11 protein-coding genes and 1 pseudogene are annotated in these 13367 nt (G+C 46.1%); 3 read left to right on the top strand and 9 right to left on the bottom strand.

Annotated features, from left to right (window positions below; genetic code table 11):
* Positions 1–197: 197 nt before the first annotated feature.
* From GQ359_RS01055 to GQ359_RS01040, 4 genes are all read right to left on the bottom strand, one after another.
* Positions 198–1376: a ribonucleotide-diphosphate reductase subunit beta gene (locus tag GQ359_RS01055; RefSeq protein ID WP_215302458.1), complete on the bottom strand. Its 1179-nt coding sequence runs from the start codon at positions 1374–1376 to the stop codon at positions 198–200.
* Positions 1377–1422: 46 nt separating this feature from the next.
* Entirely contained in the window at positions 1423–4389 is a 2967-nt protein-coding gene (locus GQ359_RS01050) for a ribonucleoside-diphosphate reductase subunit alpha (RefSeq protein ID WP_215302457.1), read from the bottom strand.
* 274 nt (positions 4390–4663) lie between these two features.
* Positions 4664–5479 carry a 1,6-anhydro-N-acetylmuramyl-L-alanine amidase AmpD gene (gene ampD, locus GQ359_RS01045; RefSeq protein ID WP_256442528.1) on the bottom strand — a complete coding sequence of 272 codons (816 nt, stop codon included), beginning with the start codon at positions 5477–5479 and terminating at the stop codon, positions 4664–4666.
* Between the two features lie 4 nt (positions 5480–5483).
* Positions 5484–6332 (bottom strand): inner membrane protein YpjD, encoded by an 849-nt coding sequence (locus tag GQ359_RS01040; RefSeq protein WP_215387128.1) that lies wholly within the window; start codon positions 6330–6332, stop codon positions 5484–5486.
* A 20-nt stretch (positions 6333–6352) separates the two neighbouring features.
* Between GQ359_RS01040 and ffh the strand changes: the two genes are divergently transcribed.
* Positions 6353–7735, top strand: coding sequence for a signal recognition particle protein (gene ffh / locus GQ359_RS01035; protein WP_215387127.1), 1383 nt, complete (start codon positions 6353–6355; stop codon positions 7733–7735).
* Between the two features lie 19 nt (positions 7736–7754).
* Here the strand turns inward: ffh and GQ359_RS01030 are convergent, their stop codons facing one another.
* On the bottom strand, positions 7755–9497 hold the full coding sequence (locus GQ359_RS01030; RefSeq protein WP_215387126.1) for a proline--tRNA ligase: 1743 nt from the start codon (positions 9495–9497) through the stop codon (positions 7755–7757).
* A 50-nt stretch (positions 9498–9547) separates the two neighbouring features.
* Between GQ359_RS01030 and GQ359_RS01025 the strand changes: the two genes are divergently transcribed.
* On the top strand, positions 9548–10144 hold the full coding sequence (locus GQ359_RS01025) for an RNA pyrophosphohydrolase (RefSeq protein WP_215387125.1): 597 nt from the start codon (positions 9548–9550) through the stop codon (positions 10142–10144).
* Positions 10141–10707 carry a CNP1-like family protein gene (locus GQ359_RS01020; protein WP_251367893.1) on the top strand — a complete coding sequence of 189 codons (567 nt, stop codon included), beginning with the start codon at positions 10141–10143 and terminating at the stop codon, positions 10705–10707. The genes GQ359_RS01025 and GQ359_RS01020 overlap by 4 nt, the downstream gene beginning before the upstream one ends.
* Before the next feature lie 48 nt (positions 10708–10755).
* On the opposite strand, the pseudogene proB reads toward GQ359_RS01020, so the two are convergent.
* From proB to rplU, 4 genes and pseudogenes are all read right to left on the bottom strand, one after another.
* Positions 10756–11532, bottom strand: a pseudogene (gene proB / locus GQ359_RS01015) (glutamate 5-kinase); the annotation flags it as partial.
* 29 nt (positions 11533–11561) lie between these two features.
* Positions 11562–12656: a GTPase ObgE gene (obgE, locus tag GQ359_RS01010; protein WP_215387123.1), complete on the bottom strand. Its 1095-nt coding sequence runs from the start codon at positions 12654–12656 to the stop codon at positions 11562–11564.
* 87 nt (positions 12657–12743) lie between these two features.
* Positions 12744–13004: a 50S ribosomal protein L27 gene (gene rpmA, locus GQ359_RS01005; protein WP_015420374.1), complete on the bottom strand. Its 261-nt coding sequence runs from the start codon at positions 13002–13004 to the stop codon at positions 12744–12746.
* Positions 13005–13037: 33 nt separating this feature from the next.
* Entirely contained in the window at positions 13038–13349 is a 312-nt protein-coding gene (gene rplU, locus GQ359_RS01000) for a 50S ribosomal protein L21 (protein ID WP_215387122.1), read from the bottom strand.
* Positions 13350–13367: the final 18 nt, after the last annotated feature.

Below are 13367 nucleotides of genomic sequence, written 5' to 3'. Positions count from 1 at the left end.
GCACGCTAATGAATCCTGGAAAAAAAGCCGTGGCCCCAAAGGACAACGGCTTCTTAAATTTGCTGGAAAAAATAGGGAGAGTAGACCAGACACCCTTGGACAAGGATTTTCGGATTTGAGTCTGGTTTTGCTGACTTTTAAAACTATCCAACCGTCTAATCTCCTATTTAGCCGGCTATGCGCTTTCTACCTGACTACTATTCCCAACTTAGCGCACCGCCAGTTTGATACTCAATAACGCGTGTCTCAAAAAAGTTTCTCTCTTTTTTCAGATCAATCATTTCTGACATCCATGGGAATGGATTCTCTTCATTTGGGAACATTGCGTCAAGTCCTATTTGCAAACATCTGCGATTACAGATGTATCTTAGGTAACCTTTGAACATCGGCGCGTTCAATCCGAGCACTCCGCGAGGCATCGTATCCTCTGCATAACGGTACTCTAATTCCACTGCTTTTTCGAAGATAGATTTGATCTCATCTTTGAACGCAGAAGTCCATAACTGCGGGTTCTCCAGCTTGATTTGATTAATTAAATCAATACCAAAATTGCAGTGCATAGACTCGTCACGAAGGATGTATTGATACTGCTCAGCTGCACCCGTCATTTTGTTTTGACGACCCATCGCAAGTATTTGCGTAAAACCAACATAAAAGAACAAACCTTCCATCACGCATGCAAAAACAATGAGTGATCGCAGCAAAGTTTGGTCAGTTTCTAATGTTCCAGTTTTGAAATTAGGGTTAGTTAATACGTCAATGTAAGGAATTAAGAACTCATCTTTAGCGCGAATAGACTCAATCTCGTTGTACGCATTAAAGATTTCGCTCTGATCTAAGCCCAAAGATTCCACAATATATTGATAGGCATGAGTATGAATTGCCTCCTCAAACGCTTGACGCAATAGATATTGACGGCATTCTGGAGCAGTGATGTGGCGATAAGTACCCAAAACAATATTATTTGCCGCCAAAGAATCTGCTGTTGTGAAGAAACCAAGGTTGCGCTTGATAATGCGACGCTCATCTTCAGTTAAGCCGTTGGGATCCTTCCAAAGCGCGATATCGCGATTCATATTAATCTCTTGCGGCATCCAATGGTTTGCACAACCAGCAAGATATTTCTCCCAAGCCCACTTATATTTAAACGGAACCAGCTGATTTACGTCAGTCTTTGCATTAATTACACGCTTATCAGCAGCATTAACACGCAAAGCTGCGCCACCGCCTAATGAAGCGGCTTGTGTAGGTGCGGCGACTTGAGGCGCAATTGCGACTTCGTCTGCTTGTGGGCGCTGTGGTTCTGCCACAACTGGTTGCTGTGCGAGACCTGCTCTTGCTAGTGCCGGCGCAACTTCTTCTTCCCAATTCAACATAACAATCTCCTAAATTCTTTTCTTTTATAGATCAGCAATCAAATGCTTACTGACAAGCTTCGCATTCTTCAAATCCAGCATCGCCCGGGCGCATTGTGCATGCTGGGCCATCCAATTCTTGCGCTGCTGATGCATCTGTACCATTCACACCACCACCGCTGGAAACTGCATTTAACTGACCGCTTGAAACAGTTGACTTCTCAACGTGAGTTGCAGCCATTGTGCGGAGGTAATACGTAGTTTTCAGACCACGCAACCAAGCCAGTTTGTAAGTGTCATCTAATTTCTTACCTGATGCACCGCCCATGTAGATATTGAGTGACTGCGCTTGGTCAATCCACTTCTGACGACGTGAAGCTGCCTCAACCAACCAGCTTGGCTCCACTTCAAATGCAGTGGCATACAAGTCACGTAAATCTTGTGGAACACGATCAATCTTAGACAAAGTACCGTCAAAGTACTTCAAATCGGCAATCATCACTTCATCCCAAAGGCCGCGATCCTTCAAATCACGAACTAAATACTCGTTTACTACTGTGAACTCACCCGAAAGGTTAGATTTCACAAACAAGTTCTGGAATGTAGGCTCTATACAAGCTGAAACGCCAATGATGTTGGAAATCGTTGCGGTTGGTGCAATTGCTACGCAATTGGAGTTGCGCATACCATGCTGCTTGATGCGGGCACGCAAACCATCCCAGTTCATCGTAGATGAGCTATCCACCTCAAGGTAACCGCCACGCTCTGCTGCCAACAAAGCTACTGAGTCTTGCGGAAGAATGCCGCGATCCCACAAAGATCCTTTGTAAGTGCTGTACACGCCACGCTCTTCAGCCAACTCATTGGATGCTTGATAGGCGTAGTAGCACACTGCCTCCATAGAGGAATCAGCAAACTTCACCGCTTCATCACTAGCGTAAGGAATGCGTTGCATATGCAAGCAATCCTGGAAGCCCATGATGCCCATACCAACTGGACGATGCTTCAAGTTGGAGTTACGGGCTTTAGCAACAGCGTAGTAGTTGATATCAATGACGTTATCCAACATACGCATTGCAGTACGAATTGTTTTCTGGAGCTTCTCGTGATCCAAAATCATCTTGCCAGATGCATCGGTAGTCATATGGGCTGTTAAGTTCACAGAACCCAAGTTACACACAGCAATCTCACTTTCGTTTGTGTTCAGAGTAATCTCAGTGCACAAATTAGAAGAGTGGACCACACCAATATGCTGTTGTGGGCTACGAATATTGCAAGGATCTTTAAATGTAATCCATGGGTGACCAGTTTCAAACAGCATGCCCAACATCTTGCGCCATAATTGCTGCGCAGGAATGCGGCGGAATGGTTTCAATTCACCAGCATCCGCTTTTTTCTCATAGGCAACATAGGCCTCTTCAAAAGCCTTGCCATATTTATCATGCAAGTCAGGCGTATTTGAAGGCGAGAACAATGTCCACTCACCACCCTCCATTACACGCTTCATGAATAAGTCTGGAATCCAGTTAGACGTATTCATATCATGCGTACGGCGACGGTCATCACCGGTGTTCTTACGCAACTCGAGGAACTCTTCAATATCTAAGTGCCATGTCTCTAGGTAAGCACAAACTGCACCCTTACGCTTACCACCTTGGTTCACCGCAACTGCTGTGTCGTTCACCACTTTTAAGAATGGCACCACACCTTGTGACTTACCGTTAGTGCCTTTGATATGACTTCCCAAGGCGCGCACGTTTGTCCAGTCATTACCTAAACCGCCAGCAAACTTAGACAAGAGTGCATTTTCTTTCAATGCTTCATAGATGCCGTCCAAATCATCATCCACCGTTGTCAAGTAGCAGCTTGATAACTGAGGACGTGTTGTCGCTGAGTTAAACAATGTTGGCGTACTGGACATGAAATCAAATGTAGAGAGAATTTCATAGAACTCGATTGCACGACGCTCGCGATCCAACTCATTCAAAGACAAGCCCATTGCAACGCGCATGAAGAAAGCCTGTGGCATTTCAATACGACGGTCTTCAATATGCAAGAAATAGCGGTCATACAAAGTTTGCAAGCCAAGGTAATTGAACTGCAAGTCACGACTTGCATTCAAGGCTGCCGCTAATCTTGGTAGATCAAACTCACGCATGCGTGGATCCAAGAGCTCAGCAGAAATACCTTCATTGATGTACTTGGCAAAGTAGGTGGCGTACTCAGCCTGCATATCGCCTTGCAGTACTTCGCGACCTAAAATTTCTTTACGAATCACGTGCATTAAGATGCGTGCGGTCACTTGACTGTATGCAGGATCTTTTTCAATCAAAGTGCGTGACGCCAAAATCGCTGAGTCATACACCTGTGCCATCGGCACACCATCGTACAAATTCTTGATAGTTTCAGTAATGATTGGGCTTGCATCAATATTGTTACCAAGCCCTTCACATGCTGCCTCAATAATGGTGCGCAAAGCAGCCATATCCAGCCATTTCTCTACCCCATCGTCGGTAACCTTCAGGCCAGATTCACCAGCTTGAGTAGCTGCCTGTGTTTCTTGTGCGATACCCTGTTGTGTTGCACGCTCTTGATTGCGCTTCTCGCGGTAGAGAACATACGCACGCGCAACATTGTGTTCACCACTGCGCATCAAAGCCAACTCAACCTGATCTTGAATATCTTCAATATGGAATGTGCCGCCATTCGGACGGCTACGCAACAAGGCACGCACTACTGAGTGAGTTAATTGCTCTACTTGTTCACGAACACGTGCAGATGCTGCTCCCTGACCGCCATTAACCGCCAGAAAAGCTTTAGTCACCGCAATCGCAATCTTTGATGGCTCAAATGCCACTACTGAGCCATTTCGGCGAATGATTTTGTAGTCAGACAATTGAGTGGCTTGACCACCGCCAACTCCCCCAGCTACAAAGCCAGCAGACGGGGTTTGATTCATGGATTCCGAAGGGTGCATCCCTGGATTATTTGTGCCGGCAGTCTGTCCTGCTGTCTGGGGGTTAGCGTATGTCATATTTTTCCTACTTATATATAGTTATTTGGACAAAAAATCGTTAAAAAACAATAGGGTATTGCCGAATTCAAACACTACATCTAGTGTCTCGAAGTGCATTTGACACTAAGTATAGGGAAATATTTGGAATTTGGTAAGATATTTCTGACGAATATTTATAAGTATTTTTCCTAGGCATTCCAGGAATTTAAGGGCTATTTTGGTGCGAAATTAATAGCCCTTTTTAACTAAAGGGCAAGAAAGTGAGCGTGTGCTCACATACTACTTAGGTGCCCTAACGCGGGTCCAAACCAAAGGGTATTTTTTTAGCTGAAATGCCGGTTTTGGCTTGGAACTTTTGCCAACTAAATTGAATGCCGGGGTCCGTTTTTCTGCCGGGGGCAATATCGCTATGGCCAGCAAATTGCAGATTAGGGTAGGCAGCACTTAGTTGAGCGCTTAATTTAGCCAGGATGGAATACTGAATATCTTCAAAAGGATGTTCATCATCACCCTCCAACTCAATTCCAATAGAGAAATCATTGCACTTCTCGCGACCTAAAAAAGATGAAACACCGGCGTGCCAGGCTTTCTTCTGAGTAGAGACAAACTGATAGACCTCACCATTACGTGCAATCAGAAAATGGCTCGATACCTTTTGATCAGCAATTTCTTCAAAATAAGGGTGAAGTGATGAATCAAGCCTATTTTGGAAAAAATCCACAATGAATTGCGTTGAGTTGCGATCTGCAAAACCGCCGGGCGGAAGACTGATGTGATGAATCACCACTAAATCAGGAGCGACACCTTCTGGCCGAATATCCTGATTTGGTGAAATTAGCCAAGCGGCAGAACCCAGCCAACCCTGATCATCCAAGCAATCAAGATGTTCTTGAGAACAATAATAGCGATCCTCTTGCCTAATTGCCTCGGGCCTTGGAAGGTGTACTGAACAATGGCGGCACTGGACAATCACTTCTGGCTCAACAACTTTGTTTCGCTCAGCCTTTATCTTGGCAGCCTCATCGCTATTGAGCTTTGTTTGTTTTTTTCCTTTTATCCAAAGGTACAAAGCGCCTGCGCCAGCAATTAGTAAAAGCCACTTAATCAAAACGTCATACTCTCTGAAGAATTACTTCCAAAACAAATCTACTGCCAACATAAGCCAGTAGCAAGACGACATAAGCACTCAAGACCCAACGAACGGCCACACGCCCACGTAAACCAACACGCCAACGGGCTATGAGAAGCCCAGAAAACAAGAGCCAGGAAATCAATGCAAAGATGGTCTTGTGATCAAAAACAAGCGGCTTACCAAATAATGCTTGTGAAAAAAGTAGGCCTGAAAATACTGTCAAACTCAGAAGTGCAACACCCACATACAGTAAGTTAAACAACAGACTTTCCATTGTCATCAAGGGCGGCAAATCCTCAAGCCAGTGGGCTATACGACTATTGGGGAGAATGGCTAACTGACGATGTAATGCTCGGTCCTGAATACTCATCAACATGGCATGCATCGCCGCCAAACTCAATAATCCAACTGAGATCGTAGCCACAATAAAATGCCCTTTAAACCAAGGATCAGAGACGGCCTTTGGAGAAATTAAGGTGCCTGAGAAAAGGGCAGGCAATGCCGAGCAGGTCAGTGCAAAACACAAAACTAGCCAACGCAAGCTAGAGATCGGCAAAAACCAAGACTGGAACCAATAAAAAGCAAGGCCAACCCAAGCGATTAGTGACAAATCCTGGGCAAAACCAAAAACAAATCCCTCAGGGGTAAAGACCGAGTCGTGCAGCACAATTCCATGTACCAGCAAAATCAATAAGATGAGTGCCTGAACCAAGCCTGTAAAAGCTGGCGATTCAATTTTTCCCTTTGGTCGCGAACTTAAAAAGACCAAAAGCAGTAAATAAAGTGCAGATGGGAGCCATCCCGAGCCTGAGTAACCTAAAATATCCATCTGGAAAGTCTAATCGATAAATGCTAGAGAATCTCACCGATCGCCTATCTCGTGTTGTGAAAACAATGCGGGGGCAAGCTCGCCTTACCGAAGAAAACACCGCAGAAATGCTGCGGGAGATCCGGCTGGCCTTGCTGGAGGCGGACGTTGCACTTCCAGTCGTTAAATCTTTGCTTGAGCAAATTAAATTTAAAGCCCTTGGCGAAGAAGTGGTTGGAAGCCTTAGCCCCGGCCAAGCGCTTGTTGGGGTGGTGCAACGTGAGCTAGCCCAAGTCATGCGTGGAGATACCGCGCAAAGTGGTGAACTGAATCTAGCTACTCAACCTCCAGCAGTTATTCTGATGGCTGGCTTGCAGGGTGCCGGTAAAACTACCTCGGTAGGTAAGTTAGCCAAGTTTCTTCAAGAAAAGAAGAAAAAGAAGGTGTTAACTGTTTCTTGTGACGTCTATCGCCCTGCAGCTATCGAACAGCTAGAAACCGTCACTAAACAAGTTGGCGCTGAATTTTTCCCAAGCAATATTAATCAAAAGCCAAGTGAAATTGCTGCTGCCGCTCTTGATTGGGCTCGCCGCCATTATTTTGATGTGCTCTTGGTAGATACAGCTGGTCGGCTTGGTATTGATGAAGCGCTGATGCAAGAAATTAAAACCTTGCACGCCAATCTCAATCCGATCGAGACCTTGTTTGTTGTTGATGCGATGTTGGGTCAAGATGCTGTTAATACAGCCAAAGCATTCCATGAGGCACTCCCACTCACTGGTGTAATCCTCACCAAACTCGATGGTGACTCACGAGGTGGTGCCGCACTCTCTGTACGTCAAGTTACAGGTGTGCCACTCAAGTTCATTGGTGTTGCTGAAAAAATGGATGGCCTCGAAGCATTCGATGCTGACCGCATGGCAACCCGTATCTTGGGTATGGGCGACATTCTTGCACTGGTTGAACAAGCCCAACAAAACGTTGACGTTGCGAAAGCAGAAAAGTTAGCGAGTAAGATTTCTAAAGGCGGGTTTGATCTGGGCGACTTCCGTGATCAACTGGTGCAGATGCAACAGATGGGAGGCATGGCAAGTTTGATGGATAAACTACCAAGTCATATGGCACAAGCTGCCTCCAAAACCAATTTAAGCGCTGCCGATAAACAAACCAAGCGCATGCGCGGAATCATCGATAGCATGACACCCAAAGAGCGTGCGAAACCGGAGTTATTGAAAGCCACGCGCAAACGTCGGATTGCAGCGGGCGCAGGTGTTGAGGTTCAAGAAGTCAATCGTCTGCTTGCACAGTTTGAACAAATGCAAACCATGATGAAACAGTTCAAGGGCGGCAAGATGGCGCGCACTATGGCATCCATGGCAGCCAAAGGAGCCGCCAAGGGCATTGGCGGACTCTTTAAAAAATAATACTTAAAAACTATTTGGCTTAAGAAACGAGTTTCTTAGCGGACTCAATTGCAGCAATCACTTTTGCTTTAATTTCTGATAGCGGGATATTTTCTGATTCAGCATCGGTACGACCCTTGAATTCGACTTGAGCATCTGCAAGACCACGATCACCGATCACCACGCGGAACGGAACACCAATTAATTCCCAGTCTGCAAACATTGCACCCGGTCTTTCACCTCGGTCATCCAACACCACATCGACTCCATCAGCAATCAACTCATCATGTAATTGATCAGCAGCAACTTTCACTGCCTCTGATTTATCGTAACCCATTGGACAAATTACCACTTCAAATGGTGCCATCGAAATCGGCCAAATAATTCCGCGCTCATCATTACCCTGCTCAATTGCAGCGCCCAATAAACGAGTTACACCAATACCGTAACAACCCATCACCATAGGCTGTGCTTTGCCTTGTTGATCAAGATAGGTGCAACCCATTGCTTCAGAGTAGCGTGTGCCCAATTGAAATACATGGCCCACTTCAATGCCGCGGCAGATATCCACAACACCCTTACCATCAGGGGACGGATCACCGATTACGGCATTACGCAAATCCATCACTAAAGGCTCTGGTAAATCACGACCCCAATTCACACCGGTTAAGTGATGACCAGAATCATTAGCGCCGCACACAAAATCAGCCATATTGGCAACAGTACGATCTGCAACTACAGTCACATCAGCAGCAATTCCAACTGGCCCTAAATAGCCCGCTGGTGCATTACATGCCTGCATGATTTCAGCTTCACTGGCAAAACGTGACTCTGCCATTCCAGGAATCTTGCTCGCCTTGATTTCATTTAGCTCATGATCACCGCGCACTAACAGCATAAATAATTTGGCTGAGCCCTCTTCTTGATCAGCAGCAAACAATAATGACTTCACAGTATGCTCTAGCGGCAGGTTTAAAAATTTGGCAACCTCAGCGCAGTTTGTTTGATTTGGTGTCGCAACTTTAGTCAGCTCCTGAGTTGCAGCACTGCGTACCGCAATTAATGAGACTGACTCAGCAGCCTCAAGGTTGGCAGCGTAATCAGAATTTGGGCAATACACAATGGCATCTTCACCAGTATCTGCAATCACATGAAACTCTTGACTACCTGATCCGCCAATAGCACCGTTATCTGCCGTTACTGCGCGAAACTTCAAGCCCATACGCTTGAAGATACGAGTGTAAGCATCAAACATAATTTGATAAGACTTCTTCAATCCCTCAGTATCGCGATCAAAGGAGTAAGCATCCTTCATACTGAACTCACGACCACGCATGATTCCAAAACGTGGGCGACGCTCATCACGAAACTTAGTCTGAATTTGGTAAAAGTTCACCGGCAGCTGTTTATAACTCTTAATTTCATTACGCGCTAAATCAGTCACCACCTCTTCGGATGTTGGCTGAATTAAAAAGTCACGATCATGACGATCCTTAATGCGAAGCAACTCGGGTCCCATCTTTTCCCAGCGGCCCGTCTCTTGCCACAGCTCTGCAGGCTGAACCATTGGCATCAGCAATTCGATTGCACCAGCGCGATTCATTTCTTCACGGATGATGTTTTCTACCTTGCGAATGGACTTCAATCCCAAAGGCAAATAGTTGTAGATGCCAGCGCTGAGCTTACGAATTAAACCGGCACGCACCATGAGTTTGTGCGAAACCACCTCAGCGTCGGAAGGGGCTTCTTTTAGTGTGGCGAGAAATGACTGTGAAGCTTTCATGTATGGATATAATCAAATCATTGATTTTAAAGGATTTGAGGCACGATCTCATGCTTGACCGTGAAGGGTATCGACCCAATGTCGGCATAGTCCTCCTCAATAGCCATAACGAGGTTTTCTGGGGAAAACGCGTTGGGCAGCATTCGTGGCAGTTCCCGCAGGGCGGGATTCAGCATGGTGAAAGCCCAGAGCAGGCCATGTACCGCGAATTGCATGAGGAAGTGGGCTTAATGCCAGAACATGTCCAAATTATTGGACGTACTAGGGACTGGCTTCGTTACGACGTCCCAGAGGAGTTCCTGCGTCGTCAACATGCCTCTAAAACGCATCGAGCCAGCTATCGCGGTCAAAAACAAATCTGGTTTTTGCTGCGCTTAGTGGGTTTAGATACCGATATTCAGCTGCGCGCTTCAGAACATCCAGAATTTGATGCCTGGCGATGGGTTCCATTTTGGATTCAACTAGATACCGTAATTGACTTCAAACGCGAAGTCTATCAATTAGCCCTCTCCGAGCTTGCGCGCTACTTGTCCCGCGGTATACGTATGCAGCAACTTGCCTGGGGATCTCCACTCGATTTATTTCAATCCCTGTATGGGGGTGAAGAAGATGAGCCAAAAGAAGTAAATCCCACTAATAAGCCATGATGAAACCATCCATTCGCAGTCTTAGACTCTCAACCCTTGGCTTAGCTATCAGCGTAGTCCTAGCAGGATGTGCAGGTGATCCACTGGAGAGCGGGGTCGACCCTTTTGCACCAATGGTCTTCAAAGAAGGTGCAACAGCAATGCCATTGAACCCTCCCAATAAATCAACCATTCAACCCTTTTACGTATCACAGCAAACAATTTTCAAGTTTGCAATCGACACTGACTCGATTTTGATCGGTAATGACGGCATCACGCGATACATTGTTATTTTGACTAGTCCCAATGGAAACAGCCAAGTTCAATACGAAGGTATTCGTTGCGACTCTTTCCAATGGCGACTCTATGGCACCTTTGAATCCAATACTTGGAAAGAAAACCCTCTTTCTAGCTGGAATCCAATAAAGGATCACACACCAAATCGTTATCAAGCTGCTTTAGCTCAAGGAGCATTTTGCAACTTCAACACTCAAGAAAAGAGTATCAAAAACGTTATTCAGTCACTGAACCCAAATGGATTCACTGGTGGCACAAAACCTACTAATTCATATGGAGTAATGTAATCCGTTGAAAAGTATTGAGCTGATTACGTTTCATTGTGGTGCTTAAGCAGCAGTCAGGTAGGTACCAATTTTTTCACCATTTAGCAGGCGAGTGAGAACTTGAGGCTCGCGCCCAGAGGCAATGATAGTTGCAGCCCCTGTTTGCGCGGCAACTTTCGCAGCCAACACTTTGGTCAACATGCCACCCTTACTCAACTCACTTGCAGCACCACCAGCCATCTTTTCTAAAGCAGGATCACCAGCAGTAGCATCACTCAAAAGAGTGGCGGTAGCATCTTGACGCGGATCAGCAGTAAACAATCCGCCTTGATCAGTCAAGATCACTAGTAAGTCCGCATAAATTAAATTCGTGACTAATGCGGCCAGGCTATCGTTATCACCAAATTTAATTTCATCAGTAACAACGGTATCGTTTTCATTAATGATGGGGACAACGCCAAGCTTTAGCAAAGTATCTAATGTCGCCTTGGCATTGGCATTGCGTTCTGCATGGGCTAAGTCTGCATTTGTTAGCAACACTTGCGCACTGCGCAAATTAAAACGCGCAAAACAACTTTCATAAACCTGCACTAAACCCATCTGACCAACTGCAGCTGCAGCTTGTAGTTGATGAATTTCCTGCGGACGCTTACTCCAGCCAAGACGTTGCATGCCTTCAGCAATCGCACCGGAACTGACCATCAACACCTCATGCCCAGCAGCTAGCAGGGCAGCCATTTGCTCTGCCCACATACCGATTGCAGCGCGATCCAAACCCTCACCATTATTAGTGACTAGGCTTGAACCTACTTTTACTACGATTCGTTTAGCTTGCTGAGTGCTCATATCAAATTCAGGTCTCAAATGACTACCGCTTAATCTGGAGTTTTATCTTCTGTCTGGGCTTGTTCTTGATAACGCGGATCAGCAGCACGCTCATCTTCATCATCCCTATCTTTACGAATAGAGTCCAAGTAGTCTTGCAATGAATAGCACAACTTATCGCAGCCCAAGCCTGTTAAAGCGGAGATCTCAAAAACAGGACCCTTCCACTTAAAGCGTTTAATAAAGTCTGCAACCACTTTTTTGCGATCTTCCTCGGGAATCATGTCGACTTTGTTCAGCACTAACCAGCGCGGCTTCTCAACCAAGGCTTCATCGTACTTACGTAACTCATTCACGATAGCAACAGCATCTGCCACTGAATCAATATTCTCATCAAATGGAGCAATATCGACTAAATGCAAGAGCACACCAGTGCGCTGCAAGTGTCTTAAGAAGCGATGACCCAAGCCAGCACCTTCTGCGGCACCTTCGATTAATCCCGGAATATCTGCAATCACAAAGCTACGCTCAGCGCCTACACGTACCACACCCAAATTTGGATGTAAGGTTGTAAACGGATAGTCCGCAATCTTTGGTCGCGCGTTAGACACAGCGGTGATCAAAGTCGATTTACCGGCATTCGGCATACCTAATAAACCAACATCAGCCAATACTTTTAATTCAAGTTTGAGCTTACGACGCTCACCCTCTTTGCCATTCGTCTTTTGGCGAGGAGCGCGGTTCGTACTACTCTTAAAGTGAATATTTCCCCATCCCCCAACACCGCCCTGCGCCAAACAAAGGCGCTCACCGTGCGTGGTTAAGTCGGCAATCGGTTCACCAGTTTCATAATCAGAAATGATGGTTCCAACTGGCATACGCAACTCAATATCGTCGCCTGCGCGACCATAACAGTCGGCGCCACGACCAGGCTCACCATTCTTTGCAGTGTGCGTTTTGGCGTAACGATAGTCAATCAGCGTATTGATGTTGCGATCAGCGGTTGCCCATACGCTTCCGCCTTTACCGCCATCGCCACCATCAGGACCACCGAATTCAATAAACTTTTCGCGGCGCATGGAGGCACTCCCGGCGCCACCTTGGCCAGCTATGACTTCAATACGAGCTTCGTCTATAAATTTCATGAATAAAAAAGGCCTCGCTTAGCGAGGCCTGTTCCTAAGAGTTAAATTCGGAATAAATCTGAATCAAACGTGTCTCAGTCAGGCGCCTTATGAACGCGGGAGAACTGAAACCTGGGCCTTCTTCAAAGCACCCTTCACGCCAAATTCCACTTGTCCGTCAACCAAGGCAAACAAAGTGTGATCTTTACCAATACCAACGTTCATACCCGGATGTACTCGTGTACCACGTTGACGAATGATGATGCTGCCAGCGTTGATTTGCTCGCCGCCAAAAACTTTAACGCCCAAGCGTTTCGATTCTGAGTCGCGGCCATTTCGTGTCGAGCCGCCGCCTTTTTTCTGTGCCATATCTTTCTCCTGCTATTTAGCCGTTAGCCTAAATTAGGCTTTGATCGTGTTAATCAGAATTTCTGTGTAATTCTGACGATGGCCTTGGTGCTTTTGATAATGCTTGCGACGGCGCATCTTAAAGATTGTCACTTTATCGTGACGTCCCTGGGAGACGACAGTGGCCATCACAGCTGCACCATTAACCAATGGATCACCCAATTTGAGTGAAGTGCCTTCGCCTACGGCTAAGACTTGGTCAAGAGTGATTTCGCTGCCGATTTCCGCTGGTATCTGTTCTATTTTCAATTTTTCGCCTGCAGCAACTTTATACTGTTTGCCACCGGTTTTTATGACCGCGTACATGGTTTGAAACCTCAATTA

This window comes from Polynucleobacter sp. AM-7D1, from assembly GCF_018688455.1.
GTDB lineage: Bacteria > Pseudomonadota > Gammaproteobacteria > Burkholderiales > Burkholderiaceae > Polynucleobacter.
The sequence above is the reverse complement of the archived record's forward strand: the minus strand, read 5'-3'. Positions and strand labels throughout refer to the sequence as shown.

Excerpts from the sequence above, each read along its gene's own strand:
- obgE (WP_215387123.1), bottom strand. The coding sequence starts at position 12,656 with ATGAAATTTATAGACGAAGCTCGTATTGAAGTCATAGCTGGCCAAGGT.
- GQ359_RS01025 (WP_215387125.1), top strand. The coding sequence starts at position 9,548 with ATGCTTGACCGTGAAGGGTATCGACCCAATGTCGGCATAGTCCTCCTC.
- GQ359_RS01050 (WP_215302457.1), bottom strand. The coding sequence starts at position 4,389 with ATGACATACGCTAACCCCCAGACAGCAGGACAGACTGCCGGCACAAAT.
- rplU (WP_215387122.1), bottom strand. The coding sequence starts at position 13,349 with ATGTACGCGGTCATAAAAACCGGTGGCAAACAGTATAAAGTTGCTGCA.
- GQ359_RS01020 (WP_251367893.1), top strand. The coding sequence starts at position 10,141 with ATGATGAAACCATCCATTCGCAGTCTTAGACTCTCAACCCTTGGCTTA.
- GQ359_RS01030 (WP_215387126.1), bottom strand. The coding sequence starts at position 9,497 with ATGAAAGCTTCACAGTCATTTCTCGCCACACTAAAAGAAGCCCCTTCC.
- GQ359_RS01055 (WP_215302458.1), bottom strand. The coding sequence starts at position 1,376 with ATGTTGAATTGGGAAGAAGAAGTTGCGCCGGCACTAGCAAGAGCAGGT.
- GQ359_RS01040 (WP_215387128.1), bottom strand. The coding sequence starts at position 6,332 with ATGGATATTTTAGGTTACTCAGGCTCGGGATGGCTCCCATCTGCACTT.
- rpmA (WP_015420374.1), bottom strand. The coding sequence starts at position 13,004 with ATGGCACAGAAAAAAGGCGGCGGCTCGACACGAAATGGCCGCGACTCA.
- ffh (WP_215387127.1), top strand. The coding sequence starts at position 6,353 with ATGCTAGAGAATCTCACCGATCGCCTATCTCGTGTTGTGAAAACAATG.